Annotated in this window: 19 protein-coding genes; 13 read left to right on the forward strand and 6 right to left on the reverse strand. The window is 43.3% G+C overall.

The genetic code is table 11. The features are described from left to right. Nucleotides 1-205 precede the first annotated feature (205 nt). The gene (locus tag CDO33_RS16685; protein ID WP_103079773.1) at nt 206-1,387 is read right to left on the reverse strand and encodes a polysaccharide deacetylase family protein; all 1,182 of its coding nucleotides are present in this window, start codon (nt 1,385-1,387) and stop codon (nt 206-208) included. 228 nt (nt 1,388-1,615) lie between these two features. Here CDO33_RS16685 and CDO33_RS16690 point away from each other — a divergent pair, with 228 nt between their 5' ends. Continuing rightward, complete coding sequence (locus CDO33_RS16690) at nt 1,616-1,807, forward strand: hypothetical protein (RefSeq protein ID WP_103079774.1); 192 nt, start codon at nt 1,616-1,618, stop codon at nt 1,805-1,807. Nucleotides 1,808-2,068: 261 nt separating this feature from the next. Next, on the forward strand, nt 2,069-3,355 hold the full coding sequence (gene hcp / locus CDO33_RS16695) for a hydroxylamine reductase (protein ID WP_103079775.1): 1,287 nt from the start codon (nt 2,069-2,071) through the stop codon (nt 3,353-3,355). Between the two features lie 149 nt (nt 3,356-3,504). Here hcp and CDO33_RS16700 read toward each other — a convergent pair whose 3' ends face one another. After that, entirely contained in the window at nt 3,505-6,066 is a 2,562-nt protein-coding gene (locus CDO33_RS16700) for a beta-mannosidase (RefSeq protein WP_103079776.1), read from the reverse strand. 117 nt (nt 6,067-6,183) lie between these two features. Beyond that, complete coding sequence (locus tag CDO33_RS16705; RefSeq protein WP_103079777.1) at nt 6,184-6,729, reverse strand: type 2 periplasmic-binding domain-containing protein; 546 nt, start codon at nt 6,727-6,729, stop codon at nt 6,184-6,186. Nucleotides 6,730-7,314: 585 nt separating this feature from the next. Between CDO33_RS16705 and CDO33_RS16710 the strand changes: the two genes are divergently transcribed. The 11 genes from CDO33_RS16710 (at nt 7,315) to CDO33_RS16755 (ending at nt 16,850) form a co-directional block, all read left to right on the forward strand. Beyond that, nucleotides 7,315-8,328 carry a substrate-binding domain-containing protein gene (locus CDO33_RS16710; RefSeq protein WP_103079778.1) on the forward strand — a complete coding sequence of 338 codons (1,014 nt, stop codon included), beginning with the start codon at nt 7,315-7,317 and terminating at the stop codon, nt 8,326-8,328. A 51-nt stretch (nt 8,329-8,379) separates the two neighbouring features. Then, the gene (locus tag CDO33_RS16715) at nt 8,380-9,102 is read left to right on the forward strand and encodes an SDR family NAD(P)-dependent oxidoreductase (protein ID WP_161496398.1); all 723 of its coding nucleotides are present in this window, start codon (nt 8,380-8,382) and stop codon (nt 9,100-9,102) included. 14 nt (nt 9,103-9,116) lie between these two features. After that, nucleotides 9,117-9,776, forward strand: a complete 660-nt coding sequence (locus tag CDO33_RS16720) for a ThuA domain-containing protein (RefSeq protein WP_103079780.1) — start codon at nt 9,117-9,119, stop codon at nt 9,774-9,776. Between the two features lie 53 nt (nt 9,777-9,829). Next, nucleotides 9,830-11,302 (forward strand): carboxylesterase/lipase family protein, encoded by a 1,473-nt coding sequence (locus tag CDO33_RS16725; RefSeq protein ID WP_103079781.1) that lies wholly within the window; start codon nt 9,830-9,832, stop codon nt 11,300-11,302. 52 nt (nt 11,303-11,354) lie between these two features. Continuing rightward, nucleotides 11,355-11,549, forward strand: coding sequence for a hypothetical protein (locus CDO33_RS20625; RefSeq protein ID WP_133158793.1), 195 nt, complete (start codon nt 11,355-11,357; stop codon nt 11,547-11,549). Continuing rightward, nucleotides 11,524-12,546, forward strand: a complete 1,023-nt coding sequence (locus tag CDO33_RS16730; RefSeq protein ID WP_103079782.1) for a glycoside hydrolase family 130 protein — start codon at nt 11,524-11,526, stop codon at nt 12,544-12,546. The genes CDO33_RS20625 and CDO33_RS16730 overlap by 26 nt, the downstream gene beginning before the upstream one ends. A gap of 620 nt (nt 12,547-13,166) precedes the next feature. Then, nucleotides 13,167-13,577, forward strand: coding sequence for a VOC family protein (locus tag CDO33_RS16735; RefSeq protein ID WP_202849460.1), 411 nt, complete (start codon nt 13,167-13,169; stop codon nt 13,575-13,577). An 11-nt stretch (nt 13,578-13,588) separates the two neighbouring features. Next, nucleotides 13,589-14,266 (forward strand): PHP domain-containing protein, encoded by a 678-nt coding sequence (locus CDO33_RS16740; protein WP_103079783.1) that lies wholly within the window; start codon nt 13,589-13,591, stop codon nt 14,264-14,266. Between the two features lie 250 nt (nt 14,267-14,516). After that, nucleotides 14,517-15,170, forward strand: coding sequence for a hypothetical protein (locus CDO33_RS16745; protein WP_103079784.1), 654 nt, complete (start codon nt 14,517-14,519; stop codon nt 15,168-15,170). A gap of 16 nt (nt 15,171-15,186) precedes the next feature. After that, the gene (locus CDO33_RS16750; RefSeq protein WP_103079785.1) at nt 15,187-16,470 is read left to right on the forward strand and encodes an alpha-helical endospore appendage domain-containing protein; all 1,284 of its coding nucleotides are present in this window, start codon (nt 15,187-15,189) and stop codon (nt 16,468-16,470) included. Nucleotides 16,471-16,523: 53 nt separating this feature from the next. Continuing rightward, entirely contained in the window at nt 16,524-16,850 is a 327-nt protein-coding gene (locus CDO33_RS16755; protein WP_103079786.1) for an alpha-helical endospore appendage domain-containing protein, read from the forward strand. Nucleotides 16,851-16,910: 60 nt separating this feature from the next. Here CDO33_RS16755 and CDO33_RS16760 read toward each other — a convergent pair whose 3' ends face one another. From CDO33_RS16760 to CDO33_RS16770, 3 genes are read right to left on the reverse strand one after another with little or no spacing between them, the layout of a single operon-like run. After that, nucleotides 16,911-18,263, reverse strand: coding sequence for a YheC/YheD family endospore coat-associated protein (locus CDO33_RS16760; protein WP_103079787.1), 1,353 nt, complete (start codon nt 18,261-18,263; stop codon nt 16,911-16,913). Nucleotides 18,264-18,278: 15 nt separating this feature from the next. Beyond that, the gene (locus CDO33_RS16765) at nt 18,279-19,625 is read right to left on the reverse strand and encodes a YheC/YheD family endospore coat-associated protein (protein WP_161496399.1); all 1,347 of its coding nucleotides are present in this window, start codon (nt 19,623-19,625) and stop codon (nt 18,279-18,281) included. Nucleotides 19,626-19,654: 29 nt separating this feature from the next. Next, nucleotides 19,655-20,623 carry a hypothetical protein gene (locus CDO33_RS16770; protein ID WP_103079789.1) on the reverse strand — a complete coding sequence of 323 codons (969 nt, stop codon included), beginning with the start codon at nt 20,621-20,623 and terminating at the stop codon, nt 19,655-19,657. Between the last annotated feature and the right edge of the window lie 2 nt (nt 20,624-20,625).

The following is a 20,625-nucleotide window of genomic DNA, read 5'->3' on the forward strand; positions in this document are numbered from 1 at the left end:
ATTGCTGTGCGGCCGGCACTAAGCCCGGTACCGGCCGGCAGCGTTAAAACCATATTCCACATTCTTAAAAGAGCCTTTACCAATGCAATTATAAGTATGGACAAAATTAGATATAATAATTCCTTGTCTTTATAATTTGATATTATCTCTCCAAAACTGATAATAAGGGTAGTTTATTACAACAGGCAAAACTATGCTTAACCTTTTAGTAGGTAATCAGCTTCTTGTTCCCAAGCTTGCTTACATCGATTTCATCTTTCTTTTCCTCCGGTACAGTTATGGTATCCGGGTTCCCATCACTTACGTATTCCTGGCTCCTCGAAATATTGTCCAGCCACCAGGATAAATCCATCTCCACCTTCTTGAGTCCCGAAGCTCTGACCCTCGGTGTGTACAATGAGCCATAGTTGATGTTGATAGGAGTTACGGTCGGGTCTGCTCCTACTCCCAGCAGGATAAGGTTTTGATACTTAGCCCCCTCATATTCTCCCTGCACTAAATAATTCCTCAGGCTTTTATCCCCGGTACTGTTGCCCAAGGGCAAAGCCATGGTTTCCATTTTGTAGCCCGGGATAAGCTCCTCCATCCTTTTCTGGTTTGCTCCCAGCTCCATCTGCACCTCTTGCGCAGTCTTGACATTAAGCAAATTGACATGGTTATATGTGTGATTTCCTATTTCAAATCCCAGGTCTATTAAGTACTTGAGCTTTTCGGCCAGAGTCCCTGCTCCGCCTTCAAAGGTGCCTCCTCCCAGGTTCACATAAAAGGTCCCTTCAAGGCCAAAATCCGGATGCTGCTCATAAAATTCCATCATTACGCCCACCGCCGACTTTTTATTAACCACCAGCTTCCCATCCTCTTCAACAAGACTGAACTGTCCTGGGGTACCGTCATCAAAAGTAAACACCATGGGTACACATCCGGCAGGGACATCTATATTGTCATTTAAAAAGTCCTTCATGCTGATCAATCTGTATCCTTTGTCATACAGCGTCTGAAGCAGGTTCCTGAATTCATCGAAGGTGGTGACATATTCCATATCACCGGATTCATATTTCTCTATAAAACGATGGAACATAACTATCATAACCTTACCGGCCTCATTAGGCTTTACCTTTTCCAGGTCGATTTCAGGGCGGACAGTCTGGTCATCCTTCTGATTCCCGGCATCGCTGCCGGTTTCCTGAGGCGAAGTCCCGGTATTCTCGTCTGGTATGGTTGCTTCGTCGGAATTTGAGCCATCCTCCTGTGTACCTTCCGCCGTGGAAGATTGAACCGTGGACTGGCCGGGATTTTCGTTTTTGGGAGACAAAGCTCCGTTGCAGCCTCCAAGCAGCAAAGAAAGTGAAATTGTTGACGCCATAAGTATTTTGTATAATTTTGTCATCTGTATGCACCTCGTATAGTTTTATGATGAGCCTTTAATGCTCTCCCCCTATAATTCATTATATAATAGCGCTTATGTAAATCCAAATACATTTTTCAAACTTATGAATAATTTGGTGCAAAGTTTGACAAAATAATTTTGAGGGCGTTTTTTGTTGATATAATATATTATTTATATCAACATGCCAAGATAACACAAGAAATAAATGACTATATAAGGAGCGCTTGTATGAGCAAAGATATTTTCAGAAACAAAAAGGATTTTGCCAGGGCTGAGTTTGCAACTGAAATCCCTGAACACAAAGGACATCCCGTGCCAAGGGAAGTAAAATCCCAGAAAGCGCAGCTGGAAAGCTTCGGTGCTCCAGGCATGGTGGAGAGAAAAGACAAAAAAGTGAAAATGGGCCATAAGCTTAAGTAGTATGAGTGCGGAAATGTACCGCACTCATTTTTAATTTTTAAAGCACACTTCTAAATCTTTATCTCCATTCTGCCGCAACTCTTCAGGCCATCCCACCGGAACCTCCCCAGAATGGCCTTACCCGTCGGTTAAGCTATTTCTTGTCCCCCGCCTGTGATATAAATCACGCATATATGTGTTATTGGCAACATTCAACCTTCTTGATCTTAATTAAAATTATAACATCTGGATGATTGAAATGAATTTCAAGGAGGTATTTTAATGTTTTGTTATCAATGTGAACAATGTCCGAGCGGCGGATGCACAAAAGTAGGCGTATGCGGCAAGGATGAAACTGTTGCAAGTCTTCAGGATACAATAATTTTCGGTTTGAAAGGCATAGCGGCTTATGCTACCCATGCAAGGCAACTGGGTTATACGGACCCCGAAATTGATGCCATAACCCATGAAGCCCTTTATATGACACTTACCAATTCGAACTTTAATGTTTCAGAGCATATAGATATGGCACTGAAAGTGGGATCTGCCACCGTTAAGGTGATGGACCTGCTGGACAGGGCTCACACATCAAGGCTTGGAATTCCGCAACCTGTTACGGTTACAGAGGATAGAATCGAAGGAAAGTGCATACTGGTTACAGGCCACAACCTGTATGCCCTGCAGGAATTGCTCAAGCAGTCGGAAGGCAAGGGAGTCAACGTATACACCCACTCAGAAATGCTTCCGGCCCACGGCTATCCGGAATTGAGAAAATACAAGCACCTCAAGGGAAATGTAGGTAAGGCTTGGTATGACCAGAGGAAGGTGTTTGAAGAATTCCCGGGCGCAATACTGGGAACCACCAACTGCCTCATGCCCATTAAGGGAACATATTTTGACCGTTTCTTCTCCTATGACGTACATGGTCTTGAAGGAGTAAGAAAAATCGAAAACAATGACTTCACTCCGCTGATAGAAAAGGCACTGTCCCTCCCGGAAGCCAATGTTCAGTCGGACAAAACCCTGATAACCGGTTACCATCATGAGACCGTTCTGGGATTGGCCCCTGAAATCATCGATGCGGTAAAAACAGGAAAGATCAGAAGGTTCTTTGTCATAGCCGGTTGCGATGCTCCTGGCAAAGGCGGTGAATATTACAGAGAGCTGGCTCTCTCCATTCCCCAGGACTGCGTCATCCTGACCACCTCCTGCGGAAAATTCAGGTTCAATGACCATGATTACGGAACGGTTCCCGGGACAAACATCCCCCGCTACATTGACCTGGGCCAGTGCAACAACTCGGGTTCGGCAGTGAAAATCGCCGTCGCCCTCGCCAATGCCTTTAACTGCACTGTAAATGATCTGCCTCTTTCCATCGTTCTGTCATGGTTTGAGCAAAAAGCGGTGGCTATACTTCTGGGGTTATTCAGCCTTGGCGTAAAAGATATCCGCATAGGGCCCAAGGCGCCTGAATTCCTGTCGGAAGGAGTTGTAAAGGTTCTTCAGGATACCTTCAACCTCAAGCTTATAGGGGATGCAAAAACAGACCTGCAAGAGATGCTGGGATAAATCCACAAGGTTCCTACTAGTATATGAAAGAAAGGCTCTGTGTCCTGAAACATCGAGCCTTTCTTTATTCATTAAACAGTAATATAAATCTTTTAGCACGACAAACGAGTAAAATCAATAAAAATGTCTTTCCGTTATAATCTTTTCTGTTATCTATTGTCAATTGGTACAGCTTGCACTTCCAAATCTCCAACGCAGTCAAAAACACGAACCTTTTTGCGCTGGCCTGGCAACATCTCAAAAAAGTTATCATCAAACCGCACGGTATCATCCGGACAACGCAGATAAACCAACGGGCAATAGGTTTTTGACGAGACTGTGACAAGCAGCTCATTTCCTATTTGCTCCATTTTTTCTATCTTTAAGCCGGCATTCTCAACAGAGATATCGCGATAATATCCACGAATACTCGTGGCAACGCCAAAGAAATCACCATCGATTTGACGCACATAATAAGCGCCGTCAAATCCCATATCCTTTGCAGGAAACTCAAATTGCATTCGGGAATGAGCAGCCATATCAACGCTCCACAAACCAATAGATTGCATGTCTCCCTTGAAAGTAAAAAATCCGTATTCCAATTCTGCCTTTAGATCCTCAGGTGTTTCGTTAATAACCGTAACCACAGCAGTTCCCTGCTCAGCCCGCAGGATAAGTTTACGTGGTTCAAAGGCTCGTTTTAGAAAGTAGTAGCTGATCTTTCGGGTCAGATAGTAGTCTATGGGTGTCCATCCTGTCTCCGGCCAGCAATCGTTATACATCCATATCAAACAGCCGGAGCAGTGCTCAAATCGCCTAAGGGCCAATGCCATGTCGGCATACATAAGCCCCTGCACGATACCGCCATAGAGAAGATAACCGTCCAAATCATGCAGCTTTGCTTCATCTGCAAGATGCACCCGGATACGCTCTACAATGTGCTCATGCTTTTTATGATGTTCGCCATGGTGTCTCCATATCTCGCCATCCATGGAAACAGGCTCGCCACAATGATAACGTTCGACAGAGCTTCTAACGAGGGGTCCATGGAAACCATATTCGCTGGAAAAACGCACCTTTGCCGCCAATCGGTCAAAAGCATAAAGGTCAGCTGCATTTTTCATGCCGATTTCACTATCTTTACGCATGTGGTTCCACACATGGGTGTCACCTGCATACAGGCTGTTAGCACGGTCTCCGAAAAATGGCGAGCTGGGCATATAAGGAACGCGGGGCGCATGATTACGCACGATTTCGGGGAAGATGTAATTAAATAATCTGCTGCCGAAGTAATAATCTGCCTGTTGATGCTCATCAAACCAGTCCGTATACGACTCATGCACTTCATTGTTGCCTGTCCAAACAGCTATGCAGCAATGATGAGCAAGACGTTTTACCTGATACTCTGCTTCCAGTCTTGCCTCATGTACGAACCAGGGAAGATGATCAGGGTAATATGCGCAAGCATACATGAAATCATGCATAACAAGAATTCCTTTTTGCGAGCAATAATCGTAAAACTCATCCGGTTCGTACAGACCTCCTCCCCATATACGCAGCATGTTGCTATTCATATATGCGGCTTCATCAACCAATGTACGATAGGTAGAAAGCGGAATACGAAGATACACAGAATCAGCAGGCACCCAGTTGCCACCCTTGCAAAAAATTGGGACACCATTTACAATAAACCGGAATTCACGACTTCCATCAGGAAGTTTATCCTGACGCAATACAAGAGTTCTTAAACCAACAGTTTTTGGCTGCATTTCATTTTCATGGCCTCTGCAGATTACACCTGCTCTGGCAATATACAGATTTTGCAGACCATAACCATTTGGCCACCATAACTTTGCCTTTTCAATTGTTTTGTATTCTGTGATAAAGTTAATCCCTCCGGCAAGGTAGAGATCCTTTCTTTCGCATATCACCCTGCCATTTGCATCGCATATTTCGTACCACAGCACAGCATCGTCAGCACTGCATATAGACAGATTTGTGATTTCAAAATATAGCTCAATATCAGCTTTATTATCATGTATCGACACGGTGTCCGCACGAAAACCGGTAATATGAGCACCACTTACCCCTCTGAGCTCAATCTTTCTTCCAATGCCGCATGTCGGTACAGGTTTACACCAATCCCAGCCCATACTGTAAGCGGGCTTGCGAAGATACACACGTTGGTCGGCTATACCGTTACCGTTGGCACAGTAATAGCTTATGCTATCGTTGGGGTAATGGTCTTCGAAACCCGACGTCAAACGAATGATAATCTGGTTTGATCCTTCCCTCAGATAACGTTTTACGTCTATGTCAAGTGGCCTGAATGCATTTTTGTGGCTTGCAACCGGCATATTATTGATGATTATATCCGCTTTGTAATCCAGTATTTCAATATATAACCGCACTTCTTCGCAGTTCAGAAGCTCCTTATCCACTTCGAATTCCCGCAAAAACCACCAGGAGTAGTCACATATCCACAAGCAGTCATCGGTGTTTTTCTTATCCAAAGGTTCTTCGAGAAGGTTATTTTCCATAAGTGGCGTAATAACATCGCATGGCACTTGTGCCTGTATAAATCCCTGCTTGGCAGGGAAACGGCGTTTAACACCATGGATAAATGAGAACTTCCCCTTTGGGCGTCCAGCCACCTCTGCGAACCGTTCCGGTCCCACGTCGATAAATTCGGCACGAAGTCGCCATGTGCCTGCCAAATCCAATGTCTTCATATACGCACCTCTTTTATTAATTTGTGAATTGATTTTATGGCAAGTGTCCCATTCCAATAGCTGTATGGGGCACTATAGCAGAAAGGTATTACAGCCTCATCTTTTTCAACTATTTTCCTATAGCTGAGATATATTCCTGATATTGCTGTTGCTGCAATTGTTGCTGGTAAGTATTGCCGGATCAATGTAACCTGCAGTAAAGCACTCCCGCATAAATGCCAAAGCTTCTTTCATTTCAGGCTGTATTGAGCCATGGGAAACCTTGCCGTCTTTAAGGACAAAATTAATTGGATCTGCTTTAAATGGATACATGAAAGGTGCCCAGCTGCGCCATTCGGTTCCTGCACCCGTAAAGCCATATGTATCATCCTGGCCGTTTTTATCCGGATCATCCTCTGTAAAGGCACGCAGCATTTCCTTGAACTCTTTTGTATTCGTAAGCGCTTTCATATTCAGTGCTTCCAGCCAGTCCTGACGAACAAGCAATGTCAAGCAACAAGATTCGGAGACATCACCGGGAATACGCCAAATAGTTCCGTCATCATTTGCAGCAAGGAACATTGTCATATCGGTATAATATGTTGAATAATACTCGCGAATATTCGGATGTGTCATTATATTATGAGGTATACGATGCCAGGGAGCAGCATTAAGTAAATCCATCTATCTCTTACTATACGCCTTAAAATACTCTGCTCTCTGTTAATAGTAGATTCGGGTATATCTACTTTAACCATTACCCTCTCTCCATTTACTTAAATTTAAGTAATCCATTGCTTTTTATGTTAAAATAATAACCCTAAATTTACCTCTTGTCAACACAAAATTTAAACTGAAATTTATAAGAAATTAACTCATTTACATGGAAAGGAAAAAGAAATGGGACTTACCATTTAAGCCAGCATTGGACTACATACAAGCTCGATGCTTTGGATTGCGCTGTCTTAAGCCTCAAGCTTACTACAACACCATCTCAACCTGACCAGCACAACATGTTAATTTAACTCTTGACAGCACACAAGATTACTTATATATTATACTTAGTATTTAGGTAAATTAATAAACTAATTAAGTAAATTTTAACTTAAATTTTAATTAATAAACTGATGTTTTTTGTTTGACATGGCATATTTAGTTATTTATAATTTTGTTATGATTAAATAGCAGATAATAAGCATAAATGCATTTTAACTATCAGACAATTCGTATAGAATATATTGAGTATGTAAGAAAAAGCAGGAGGTTTACATGGGAGTTACGATGAAAGATCTGGCCAAAGAGCTGGGGGTAAGTATTGTTACTGTGTCCAAATCTTTGGCAGATAAAGAAGGTGTAAGTGAATCTGTTCGCCAGCAAGTTAAAGAGCTGGCTAGAAAAAGAGGCTATCGCATGAACAGGGTTGCTCGTCAGCTCAGGCAAGGTAATACTCAAAATATCGGCATACTTCTATCTGAATCTTTCGGACGAGGGCCCGAGACATTTTACTGGAGTGTTCACAGTCAGCTTTCATTACAGCTGACACAACTTAATTATACAAGCATACTGGAGATTGTTTCATCCTCCATGGAAAAAGAGAAAAAGCTGCCCTGCATGTTGCAGCAGAACAAGGTAGACGGTATTATTGTTTTAGGTCAGATAAGCGATGAGTACCTATCTTTCCTCAATGAGCAGAGTGTACCTTTTATTTTGCTGGATTTCTATACGGATAACGAGAAATACTTGTCGGTGACAACCAACAATTTTCAAAGCTCTTTTATCAGCACAAGCTATGTGATTTCATGCGGGCATAAAGATATTGGATTTTTGGGCAACATTCGTCATTCCACCAGCAGCATCCAGGATAGATTCCTGGGTTTTTACAAAGCCATGCTGGAACATGATCTACCCATTCGCGATGAATGGATTATCAACGATCGTACAGATAGAGGACGTATTCTGGAGCAATTCGCTCTTCCCAATAAACTTCCGACTGCCTTTGTATGCAACTGTGATGAATCGGCATACAAACTGCTGGAGCAGCTAAATAAAATGGGTCTTCGGGTTCCTGAAGATATTTCGCTTATTGGGTTTGATAACTCTATATACTCCCAGATCAGCAAACCTCAAATCACCACAGTCGCTGTCGATGTGGAAACACTCACACACAAAGCTGCGGAATTGATAACCTATTGCATAAACCATCAAAACAGTGCCTCCTCGTCCGTAGTTGTGCCTGGCAAAATGATTTACAGGGATTCTGTTCGCATATTAAACGAAAAATAGGATAAAACAGGTTTGCATATGGTGCACCCTGCTTTGCAAAGGAGGTGTATAATGTTGAGCACACAGCATATTTTTATCAGCGGAGCCGACAGAGGGCTTGGCTTTGGTATGACAGAGCAGCTTCTTTCCCAAGGTCATATTGTGTATGCGGGACAATACATGCCTGAATGGACTCAGTTAAAGGATTTGAAAGCTCGTTATCCCGATAGCCTTTTCTTAGTTCCGCTGGATGTGGGAAGCGACGAAAGTGTGAAAGCTGCCGCAGAAACTGTCGCCAACCTCACCTCTTGCCTGGATGTGCTCATAAGCAACGCAGGCATCAACGGACATAATGATAAGGATAAAGGTCTTCATATCGAAACCGATACAGCATTACTCGTATACAATGTTAATGCACTTGGCTCGGCAAGGCTTGTAGAACATCTTTTTCCATTACTGGAGGCAGGCAGTGAAAAAAAGCTCTGCTTTATATCATCAGAAGCAGGCAGCATCACGCAGTGTTGGCGTTCTGAAATGTTCAGATACTGCATGAGTAAGGCAGCCCTCAACATGTACGTTCGTATCCTGTTTAATCAGCTCCGGCCGAAAGGATACCGCTTCCGTCTCTATCATCCAGGCTGGATCCGTTCGTACATGAGCGGTAGTTTAAATCCGGATGCAAAACTGGATATTGCTGATGCCGCCCGTCTAGCTATTTCTTATTTCTTCTCACAGACAATAAATGAGGATGAGCTCGTGCTGTACGGTTATGACGGAGAACGCTTTTCCTATTGATAGGGGGAACCTAAGTGAATATTTTATTAATATGCAATGATTTTTATCATCCCGGAGAGATAATAGTTGAAGGGCTTTCTTTTCTGCGCGCTGAAGGACACACTCTGGATGTTCAAAGCGACGCTTCCTTTTTCCAACCCGATATACTGAAACAATACGAAGTTGTCATATTTGCCAAAAGCGATGAGGTAAGCGCTTCCAAGCGAGAAAAATGGGAAACGCCGGAGGTTCAGTGTGCATTGCAGGAATATGTTGAGCATGGCGGCAGGTTGTTCGCCATTCATTCCGGAATCGTTGGGCACGAGGGAACAGAGCAGCTGCGTACATTGATCGGATGCCGTTTTTCACATCATCCGGAGCAGTGCCCTGTTACGGTTCGTCCGGTAAAAAAACACACAATTACGGAAAACATCAGCGATTTCGTGGAAGTTGACGAGCATTACTTCATTGAATTGCTTACCGACGATCTTGACATCCTGATGCATTCGATTTCCAGATATGGCGAAGTTCCGGCCTGTTATACACGCACACAGGGAAAGGGTCGGATTTGTACCTTCACTCCCGGGCATAATCCTTCTGTATGGCAAAACCCTGTAGTGAGGCAAATAATGCGAAACGTCCTTAAATGGATGATGGAGACTGATGTTCCATCGCAGCTAAGGCGCCAGACATGAAGCATCAAAATGTAGATTCAATCAATAAAAAATATGAAAAGTGAAGTGATAACATGATATTAAAGATTGGTGCGGGAGAACTGAAAGGACGAATGGATGGAAATATGATTGCTTTTCTCGGCATTCCTTATGCAGAACCTCCTGTTGGGGAAAGGCGTTTCAAGCCTCCTGTAAAAAAGAAAGGCTGGAAAGGTGTATTGGATTGCACTGCTTTCGGGCCGCGTGCCATGCAGCCTCGGGCGCTTAACCCTGAGCCAGGAGTGGTTTACAGCGAGGATTGCCTGAATCTTAATGTCTGGACTCCTGCCTTGGACGGTAAAAAACGCCCTGTGGTTTTCTATATTCACGGTGGTGGACATGTTGAAGGCTCCAATTCCGAAGAAGGATTCGACGGACCTTCCATCGTCCAGGGACATGATGTGGTGGTTGTCATGCCAAACTACCGCCTTGGAGCTTTTGGGTATCTGTATTTGGGAAAGCTGCTGGGTGAGGATTACGCCATGTCTGGAAACCTTGGCTTGATGGATCAGATACTTGCATTGGAGTGGGTTCAGGAGCATATAGAAGCTTTTGGCGGTGACCCTCAAAATGTGTGTATTATAGGTCAATCCGCCGGGGGAAAGTCTGTTTTGAACATGATGATGGCGCCTGCAGCAAAAGGTCTGTTTCACTCTGCCTTTGCCATGAGCGGTGCATTGCAAAGCATCAAGGATATAGAAACCGTAAATGCGCTGGCTCTCAACTTTCTTGATGCTCTAAATATCCCATCGCAAAATGCTGCTTCCATTCTTGATGCCTCCCCACTGGAGATTATAAAAGCGCAATTAACTGCCCACAGCAAATATATCATGTTTGAAAGTTACGGTACTACCGCAGACGGTATTGTACTGCCTAAGGATGTATCTGCTTCTGTTATGAAAGGAGAAATACACGATGTGCCCCTTGTGATGGGATATATGGAAAAGGAACTTCACATCAACACCTCACTTCCTTACAATGTATTGAGTGATGACGATGTGGAAAGGCGTTTGCTTTGGAAATTCGGTGACAACGGCAATTATATTTTTAAGGAATACCTGAGATTAAAGGCTACACATGGCTATGTTGAAGCCTTGGGGAAGGTTTCTTCGTATTACACTTACATCAATGCCTACCTTCACACTGCAAGCCTTCTGTTGAAAAGCGGCTACCGTTCACCCATTTTCTTATACCGGTGGGCGTTTGGCGGTGCAGGTATTGCCTGTCATAGCACAGACAACGAGGCTCTGTTCAGAAGAACCCAGCCGGACAAAAAAGTGGGTTTTGAACAGACATGGAGTGAGATGGAGAGAATTTTCCACCAGTCTGTCATGCAGTTCATTAAGACAAAAAACCCATCCACCAAGGATATGCCACCGTGGCCCTCAGCACAGCAAAACAGCCAAATGCAAATGGTCATCGACATGCCTCCTCGGCTTGAACCCATCGATGTTTCCAGGTATGACACCAATTTACCCCTCAGCACAATGGTGGTAACGAGGCCATGAATACAGCAGAATTAAATATAAAGCAAGCACAAAACCTACATATTATTATGGTTTGAGTGGAATTATTGGAAACATGATTGGTGGATGGATAATTGAGCGCTATGGTTACCAGGCCATGTATGCAAACAGTATCGTTATCACACTTTCAGCCAGCTTGTTATTTGTTTTGGTACAAAAAGCAATGAAAAAACATAATAAAAATTCAAAAGAGGTGATGTATTATGAAACTGACAAAATACAAAGGTAACCCAATATTGTCCCCCAATCCGGAAAACGATTGGGAATCTCTCTGCGTACTGAATCCTGCTGTGGTACTTGATGACGATAACACTTTTAAAATGCTATATCGGGCGGCGGGAAATGATGAAGAGCATTATATCTATCTTGGCCTTGCCACATCCAAAGATGGTTTTACTTTTACTCGCGAATTCGACCACCCGGTTCTTGAACCTGATAAAAACGGAGCTGACGGTGGTGGTGTGGAAGACCCCAGGGCTATTAAGCTTGGAGATCATTATTATATCACATATGCTTCACGGCCTTATTTCCCCGGTCAGTATTGGCTTGGCGATGATAAAAAAAAGAAGCCAGTGCACGCCTCTGCCGAGCCTTTATTCCTTATGGAAAATAAAACCTGCACCCATCTTGCCATTACGAAGGATTTCATTCATTTTAAAAAACTTGGGCGCATTACGGATAGCCGTTATGACAACCGGGACGTGATATTGTTCCCCGAGAAAGTCAACGGAAAATATGTCCTTTTATCCCGGCCTATGGAATGGGTAGGGCCTGAGTATGGAACACCGGTACCGTCCATATGGATTTCCTACAGCGATGACTTGATGGAATGGGATACACACACTCTGCTGGCAAAACCGGAACAATGGTGGGAGGACAAAAAAATCGGAGCTTCCACCCCTCCGTTGCGCACAGAGGACGGATGGCTCTTGCTCTATCACGGAGTTAGTGAAAAGGATAGCATGTACCGAGTCGGAGCTATGCTTCTACAGCTCGACAACCCATCCAATATCATTGCCAGAACTACCGATTTCATCATGGAACCCGAATTTGATTTTGAAACCAATGGATATTACAACGGCTGTGTATTTCCCACCGGCAATGTAATCAAGGACAACATACTATATGTTTATTACGGAGCTGCTGACAGATATATCTGCGTGGCTACCTGCGAGATGGATGAACCGCTTTCATATTTAAAGTCCCAGGCCCTGCAGGTTAAGTAATATCATTCCCCCTCAATAATTTATATGCTGACTGGCCACGCTCTACACCACGTAAGTTACATATTGCCACCACCAAAATTTCACCAATTAAAGGGAACTCTCAAGATGATGCTTTTTGATTTGACAGCATTATTAAATAATCATCGTTCCGGTATCTCGTGGTGTAAGTTCAGAGTTTGGGCCAGTCAGCTTATTTTAAGTCAATCGTTCACCCGGCTTAGATGATTTGCCACATTCTCTGTCTTAAGAACTATTTCTGCAAACAATATAATTAAATGGAATTTTTTTCTGAGCATCATATCCTCTGATTAAAGACTGCTTCTGTAATCTCTCTGCAACGCCATTTTCAATTAACCGGCGCAATCACTAATGCTTGTAAAACACAATCAATAATGATAATGTATGAAACCGCTAAGGCATACAATATGGTATTGCCAAACGTATAGCACGACGAGCTCAACCAAACAAAATAAACTTGCCTGTTCTTGTAATATCATCCTGCATTGTGATAAAATCATCCTATGGAAATTCAATTGCATTGGTCATAATTGGCGCATGGTTTCAACAACCATGCTAAAACAGTTTTTACCATAATATTTTGCATGGGAGGAGGGTTAATTTTGCAGAATTTTGAAGAAAAAAAGCTTGTAAAGGGATTTCATCATGTGGCAATGCGAGTAAAAGATTTTGATGCGACTGTAAAGTTTTATACCGAGGTATTGGGATTTAAGAAGTCAATATCCTGGGGAGAAGGCGATGAAAGGGCCATAATGCTTGATGCAGGAAATGGCAACCATCTGGAGATATTTGCGGGTGGTTCAGGAGAAGCAAAACCGGAAGGTGCTTTTTTGCATCTCGCCCTCAGCACCGACAATTGTGATGAAGCTATTGAAAAAGTAAGAAAAGCCGGTATGGAGATCACCATCGAACCCAATGATGTGGTAATCAACAGCAATCCTCCGACTCCTATAAGAATAGCCTTTTTCAAAGGGCCTGACGGAGAGATTGTAGAGTTTTTTCAGTACAGATAGAAGGAGAAAATATGGACCTATACAAATATGACACCCATGTACACACCGCAGAAACCAGCCCCTGTGCGCGAGTAAATGCGGCAGAACTGGTACACCTTTATAAAGATGCCGGTTATCAGGGGGTAGTAATAACCGATCATTATTTTGACGGCTATTTTGACAGTTTGGGGGATATCAGCTGGGAAAAAAAGATAGACAATTTCCTGGAAGGTTATAAAAATGCTTTAAATGAGGGCAATAAAATTGGCCTGGATGTCATCCTTGGAATGGAACTGCGCTTTCGTGAGAATTTCAACGATTATCTCGTATATGGGATAGATGAAGCCTTTCTTAAAGAAAACAAGGAGCTGTACAATCTCAATTTAAGCCAGTTCAGAGAATTGATCAGCAATAAAGGCATTCTGATTTATCAGGCGCATCCTTTCAGACTTCATATTATCCCAGCCGACCCTGGACTCCTGGACGGAGTGGAAACCTTCAACGGCAATCCCAGGCACGACTCAAAGAATCACAAAGCACTTAAGTTTGCTGAAGAGCATGGTCTTAAGATGCTATCAGGCTCGGATTTTCACCAGTATGAGGATATTGCCCGCGGAGGAGTTATAATCCCTGAGACTGTCCGCTCATCGAAAGACTTTGCCAGGATTCTGGACGAAGGCGGGATAGCAGAGCTTATAGTTTCCGGGTAAATTTGCTTCCTTTTAAAAATCAGCATACAGTAAAATCAGGACGCAGTTTAAATACTGACGAAAACCTTGCAGATCCCATTTGCAAGGTTTTCGCTTTTTTATCGTATTTTTAAGCAAGACAGATCATTTTTAACGACGAAGATATTGGGTAACCTTTTAACATCCTCATAAATACTATAACACTGGGGAATAAAAAATAAAATGGCTGAACTCCCCGGACAAAGCATTTTGGGGTGGTGATATAAGGTTTATGATAAAATGCAACAGCGAATATACATTGGAAGATGGGCATCTAGAGATTCCCACCGCCGGCTCTCTTTCAAAGCCAAAGGAACTGGTGTACATACAGGCTCTTAAAATTATGAGCCAGTTTTCAGTTAAAAAGCGAGTAACAAGGAATATTGCCCTCACACCGGGGAAAGGGGTAACTTGTCCCTCTTTTAAATTTATCGGTGCGGACAACTTTCAGATCATCGGCATCAATGCGATATCCCATGCCAATCTTCCGAAAAAGAAGAACATGAAAAGGTTTCAACTGTCGATTGAGGTCAAATATGACCTGCTATACTCCGACGGATTCAATAAGCTGGTACAGACCGATATGGCAATTTTTAATATCTCGTTAAATAATGTTTACTGTCCTGATTCCAGCATAAAATGCTACACGAGAGGACTTTGGAATGCTGCAGCCCGGGAAACCACCAGTTGTGGACCGATTATTGAAGTGGAAGCGCTGGCGGAAGAATTCGGCGATGTATTATCTCCCTGCACAGGGGCGTTAATACTGGATGTAGGCGTGTTTTTCAGCATCAGGTTTGAGCGTTATGTGCAGCTTCTTGTTCCAACTTACGGCTCCTTTCCCGAGCAGATTTCTACAAAAGAGAGTTTCATGTATTTAAGTTAAGGAAAGGAGTTTTGATATGTCTGTTGCTAATATTCCACAAAACAGCAAGCATTCCGGCGCATCATTGCAGGATGTGTTATCCTCGCATCTGGCTTCCATAGCCTACATGGGATCAGGTCTGTCAAAACTTATTGACTTTGAAGCCGATGCAATCAGCTTCATCGCAGATTGCAGTCCACATTGCCAGGACATTGAAGATATTAACAAGAGTGTGAACCAGGTTATGAAAAGCATTATAAAATTGCAGATGCTGCTGCAATTCAAATTTGAAAGTATTTGCAGGTTCTGGAGCGTTCCTTGGACTTCCCCCATACCGGACGGCAGCTTGGCTGCTGATACTGCTGCGCCGGGTGATGCCGTATCCGATGTATCCATGATGGGCAACGGCATGCCCGATATATCCAAATCTTCCTGCCCCGTGCCTGATGCAGATGTGCCAGACCATGGTAAGGGAGATGAAACAACAGCAGCCTCTGATATGTCTTCCGGAAACAAGCCGCATGGTGCAGACGAAGTACAGAACACGGATAATTCTGAAAATAACGGCATGACGCACAGTTCGAAAAAAGCACTTGCTTCCGATGAAATACATGCAGGAAATCCAATACAGGAAACAGATAAACTGCAGGGTTCGGATAAAACCCATAAGCCGGATGAAATATATAGTCCGGATGAAGTACATAAACCGGATGCCTTACATACTCCAAATGAAGTCCATGATGCGGATGAAATGCATGTTTTAGACCAAATGCATGGCTCGTGCGAAATACATGGCCCAGTTGAAATACACGGAAAGGAAACGAAAAATTCAAATGAGTTATATGAGGCAAAAAACCAGGCATATGCGGTAAATCCCTCCGCATATATAATAAAAGGCCGGGCCTTGGGCTTTGTATCCAATACACAGGATCCCTTCCACAGGGGCATTGCCATTATACAAGCCTGCGTAAGGGCTGAAAATTCGGACAAAAAGGATAATATCCTTTACTACAGCGTACATAAGGATACTGTCATGCAGATCCATTCGGTTCTTCCCGGCAGCCTCAAAGTGGAGCGGATTGCAGAAAGCAATTCCGGAAAGCTTGTGATACAAGGAATGGGAACTATTGTGCATAGAGAACGTTGTAAACCGGACGTGTGTGACAGTGGTAGCTTTACAATAACAATTTATTATTCCGGCAACCAGTTTACTGCCGATAGCTTACATGTTTCAGTAAAGGCAGGCAAAAACCCCGCTTTCAACCATGACAGCGGAAAAATCAAGCTTGACGGGCCGGATTTTACCATAGTAACGTTATGATAAATAAAGCATAAACTAATTATTAGCATTGAAAAAGTAAGGGAGTAATCAAAATGCTTTCTTATGACGGCCAGGATGATGCGGGAGCCTCTATTTGTATCGACAGTGATGATTCAATGATATCGCTTTTAAACTCCATTGCCTGTGATGAGCTTGATCTTGCCAATGCCCTGCATGCGGAGGCAGAGCAGATAAGATCGATACTGAGGAAAATGAAGGATAAAAAAGCAGCCTTTTCGGTAAAGGATCTTGTGGATATAAACCGAAGTGTAGAAGAGAAGATGAGGAATATAATCAAAGATGAGATCCTCCTTCATTTTAAGCTTGAAAATGCCATGGGACTACATAGTAAAAATCCTTCGGGCGATCAATGCCTATAATACGGGACACACTACTCATCTGCTATTTTTCAACGTGGTGTGTCCCTTATTTTGTACTGCTTATTCAAGGCTGCCAAACCCTGCCAGCAGCTTGGCATAGTACAGTCTCCCGGCTTTCAGAGAATAATACAGCTTCCAGTCATTGATATTTAGCGCTATAGTTGGATCCGGGTCCCGGTTATTGATTTCTATAAGCCATAGGTTACCCTGGCTGTCTATGCCCACATCCACTCCGAGATCTCCGCAGTTTATTCCATACTCATCCAGTGTGTTGCAGGTTCGTACTGCAAAATCCCGGATTTTTTCCTCCATGGACAGGACTTCATCTTCGGACGAAGACATGGCCCTTTTTAGAATCTCCACCGCAGGAAACGCTGTTCCTCCGCTGGAAATATTGCTTACAACACTTTCCCTGTCTCCACACCGTCCGATAATAGCTTTGCATACCCATTTCCCGGATTGATCCTTTTGCACAACACACCTGAAATCAATTATCCGGCCTCTGTATCTCAATAGGTCTATCCCCTGCTGAATAAGATATCTTCCCTGATAAAAACGCTTGGTTATGAAATCGATTATTTCATCCGGATCCTTCAGCTCAATTCTGTAATTTTCCCCCTGCTCGCGGTACTGGAAAACCATTGCTCCGTCTTCCCTGCTTATCCGGACAACTCCTCTTCCCTGGAGCCCTGAGACCGGCTTTACATATATCTTCCCGAATTTTTCAGTCAAATCCAGTACATCCTGGTAGGATTGGTATAGCTGAGTATATGGGATGTTTATATGGCTTTCATATCTACCCATATCCCCGGAAAACCATTGATACATCTCCCACTTGCTGAAATACCTGCTGTTGAACATTTTATCTCCTATGACCGACAAAAAGTGATTTTTCCATTTTTCGCTGAGTCCAATGCTGCGGTAAATTGCGGAAGGGTATGGAAATACTCCCCTCTGCCAGCAGTCTTTGACCGGGTTGAAGCAATATCCCTCCACCAGCCGGTTTGCTGTGTCTACGCGGTCCAGGGCAAAGACCACAATGGCTCCATGCACCCTGGAATATTCCCTGACATAGGTCATCATCTTATTCAGGCGCCCTTCCGTCAGGTTGGAATTCTTTGCGCTGGCCAGAAGCCCGATATATGGGCCTATGTTTATCTCATTTCCGTTGACGCGCACCTCATATACTGGATAATCAGGAATGCGCAGCTCCTCCATTAGTTTATGCGAGAGCAGGATGCTATCTTCGGACACCTCACTGCTCATTTTGATATCTGTATAATATTTATGGCTGCCAAAGCATGCATAGGCAAACTTCTTCCTACCAAGCCCTATTTGCTCTGCCGTTTCCGGATGTATAACCAGTTTTGCATTTTTATCTTCACATGCTTTTACTGTAAATACATTACTCATTTCTCACACCCCTGCTTAAAGTCCGTCGCCGAATTCTGTAAGGGAAAGAGCGTACAAAAGCGGAGTATAGCGTATGGATAGGTAAGTCTGCCGGTCCATTATTTTGAACCCTTTAAAACTGGGAAATACATTGGCTTCAATCAGCCATATATTTTTTTCCGTATCCACCGCGATATCCATGCCAAACTCTGCAAAATGCTCTCCCATTTTATCCATATATGAACAGAATTTTTGACAGAACTCGTTTATTTCCTGTGAAAGGAATTCACAATCTTCGGCAAATGCCCGGTACAACGCCTCTTCCAAGGTTAATGCATAACCTCCCCTGGATATGTTGGTAAGATGGCTGTTGCTGTTGGAGACCCTGCACTCAATGCCCGTGCATCCCCATGTATGATCAGGTCTTTTTTGCATCACGACCCTGATGTCAAAAAGGGAATTGCCTATCCTCGCCAGAGATAAGTACTTCTGGATCAGATACCTGTTGAACAGGTTCGGATTGTTGGCAAAAAATTCCCTCAACGATTCATTGTCATGGAGCACGGAAACCACAGGATTTTTATATCGGTAATCGGTAACTTTGTATGCATCGTCAATCTTTTCAATAATGCAAATACCCCTACCCCTGGACAAATCTATCGGTTTCAAAATCACCTTGGAATGGCTGTCAATAAATTTTTTCACCTGTTCAAAATTAAGAGACAGATCTGTTGGCGGAAGATATTTGCTCAGCTCATTGTTTTCTTTTACAGCCTCATACATCTGATACTTGGAAAAGCGGTAGGAATTAAACAGCCTACCTCCGGTAAAATCCATCAATTTATCTATATGTTTTGGACTGGAGTGAAAATCCCTCCTGTAAATCACGTCTGGAAGAGGAAAGCAGCCATACTCCCATGATGCCGTGGCGATATTATAATAAAGGCCGTAAGCTGAATTCCTATTCCAGTTGACCGATTTAGGCGAAAAGGCATAAATTAATCCGCCGACTTTGTTGTATATTCCAAGACGGTCGGAATATTTTTTCATATGCCTTGGATTGTACCGGTGGGTATGGACCCCCAGTAAAAGACCTATAACAGGTCCTATCGATATGCGGGTATCGGTGATAACAATCCGATAAACCAATGATTCCGGGATCAGCAGCTTATCCTTCAGTTTGTTTGACAGCCTGATTTTCCCGGGATTCTCAAAAGAGCCTTTCTCCAATTTCAAATCATCGGTATATAGAATTTTTGCTGTGGCAGTCTTTCCACCGAATTTAACCTCTATTGACCGGCTGCTGTCCGCTTCCGTTGATAATGATTCAGGTAAGTAAATAATCTCGCGATCCGAAGGTACAACCTCTATTTTAGCCCACATAACCCCACTCCTTTGCATTTTGACCGCTGTTAAATGTCCAGTTGTCCTGAAGTAAACATCTCAGCATATTCCAGTATATTCCTGCACAGAGCAATGCGTACTTTCCTGTTCTGCTTTTTGCTCAGCAATTTGCTGTCCCATCCGCCAAAACTCAAGAAGTACGAAATTCCGTGTCTGTCCAGCACAAAATCAACATATCCTATTCCCAGGTCAGGAATATAACATTCTATGCATTTGATTATCCTTTTGGCATATGCATCTATCTTTCTTCCAAGCTTGTCATAAACTCTTTCACCATGGGGAATTATCGTCCTTTGCAGGACCTTCCATTCTCCGTCATATGTTCTGAACAGGCAGGCCCTTATTATAAAAAGCCTGTTCCTATAAGCAACCAGATCGGGAGTCTTCAAAAGAAGCCATCTCTTACCCCGCATGGCCGGATGAATTACGCTCTGAATGTCAAACCTGTGACAGCGCATGCTGCCATGTTCTCCAAACAGATCAAAACCGACATCCGACTGTCTGCCGTAAATAATCCTGCCCGGACTTGCTCCCTTTTCAGGTTTTACCAGGAAATTTCCGACTTTTGTGAAATCAAAGTAAAGGTCTTCCTTATCATAATGGATATAAGGAAGAACATATTTTCTGGTTTTACGGCTGGAAATCAGCATCTCCATTATGGACCATTGATTATATTGATTTACCCCGTTAACTATGCGGATGCCTTCAACCTCCATCAGGCTTCTCATCTTTTTTATATCAGATCTGGTGCGCTGTCTGGCAAAATTAAAAATGAGAGAAGGCAGTGCGGTTTTCACAGGCGTAATTTTATCCTCCGTGATAATGCTTCCCACCGCTGTTCTTTCAGGAATACTGATGTTTCCCAGGCTCATTACCATTATCGATATGCCCTTGCCCTTTATCAGAGGCTTAAAAAGAGCATACAGGCGTTTGGTATAAGCCCTTTCCTTTTTAGCATTGCATAATATCCCCACCATAT

Source organism: Clostridium thermosuccinogenes (genome assembly GCF_002896855.1).
Taxonomy (GTDB): domain Bacteria; phylum Bacillota; class Clostridia; order Acetivibrionales; family DSM-5807; genus Pseudoclostridium; species Pseudoclostridium thermosuccinogenes.

Coding starts and splice junctions, on each gene's coding strand:
- CDO33_RS16725 (WP_103079781.1), top strand. CDS start 9,830: ATGATATTAAAGATTGGTGCGGGAGAACTGAAAGGACGAATGGATGGA.
- CDO33_RS16750 (WP_103079785.1), top strand. CDS start 15,187: ATGTCTGTTGCTAATATTCCACAAAACAGCAAGCATTCCGGCGCATCA.
- CDO33_RS16730 (WP_103079782.1), top strand. CDS start 11,524: ATGAAACTGACAAAATACAAAGGTAACCCAATATTGTCCCCCAATCCG.
- CDO33_RS16710 (WP_103079778.1), top strand. CDS start 7,315: ATGGGAGTTACGATGAAAGATCTGGCCAAAGAGCTGGGGGTAAGTATT.
- CDO33_RS16715 (WP_161496398.1), top strand. CDS start 8,380: ATGTTGAGCACACAGCATATTTTTATCAGCGGAGCCGACAGAGGGCTT.
- hcp (WP_103079775.1), top strand. CDS start 2,069: ATGTTTTGTTATCAATGTGAACAATGTCCGAGCGGCGGATGCACAAAA.
- CDO33_RS16755 (WP_103079786.1), top strand. CDS start 16,524: ATGCTTTCTTATGACGGCCAGGATGATGCGGGAGCCTCTATTTGTATC.
- CDO33_RS16705 (WP_103079777.1), bottom strand. CDS start 6,729: ATGGATTTACTTAATGCTGCTCCCTGGCATCGTATACCTCATAATATA.
- CDO33_RS16760 (WP_103079787.1), bottom strand. CDS start 18,263: ATGAGTAATGTATTTACAGTAAAAGCATGTGAAGATAAAAATGCAAAA.
- CDO33_RS16700 (WP_103079776.1), bottom strand. CDS start 6,066: ATGAAGACATTGGATTTGGCAGGCACATGGCGACTTCGTGCCGAATTT.
- CDO33_RS16745 (WP_103079784.1), top strand. CDS start 14,517: ATGATAAAATGCAACAGCGAATATACATTGGAAGATGGGCATCTAGAG.
- CDO33_RS16685 (WP_103079773.1), bottom strand. CDS start 1,387: ATGACAAAATTATACAAAATACTTATGGCGTCAACAATTTCACTTTCT.
- CDO33_RS16770 (WP_103079789.1), bottom strand. CDS start 20,623: ATGGTGGGGATATTATGCAATGCTAAAAAGGAAAGGGCTTATACCAAA.
- CDO33_RS16690 (WP_103079774.1), top strand. CDS start 1,616: ATGAGCAAAGATATTTTCAGAAACAAAAAGGATTTTGCCAGGGCTGAG.
- CDO33_RS16740 (WP_103079783.1), top strand. CDS start 13,589: ATGGACCTATACAAATATGACACCCATGTACACACCGCAGAAACCAGC.
- CDO33_RS16765 (WP_161496399.1), bottom strand. CDS start 19,625: ATGTGGGCTAAAATAGAGGTTGTACCTTCGGATCGCGAGATTATTTAC.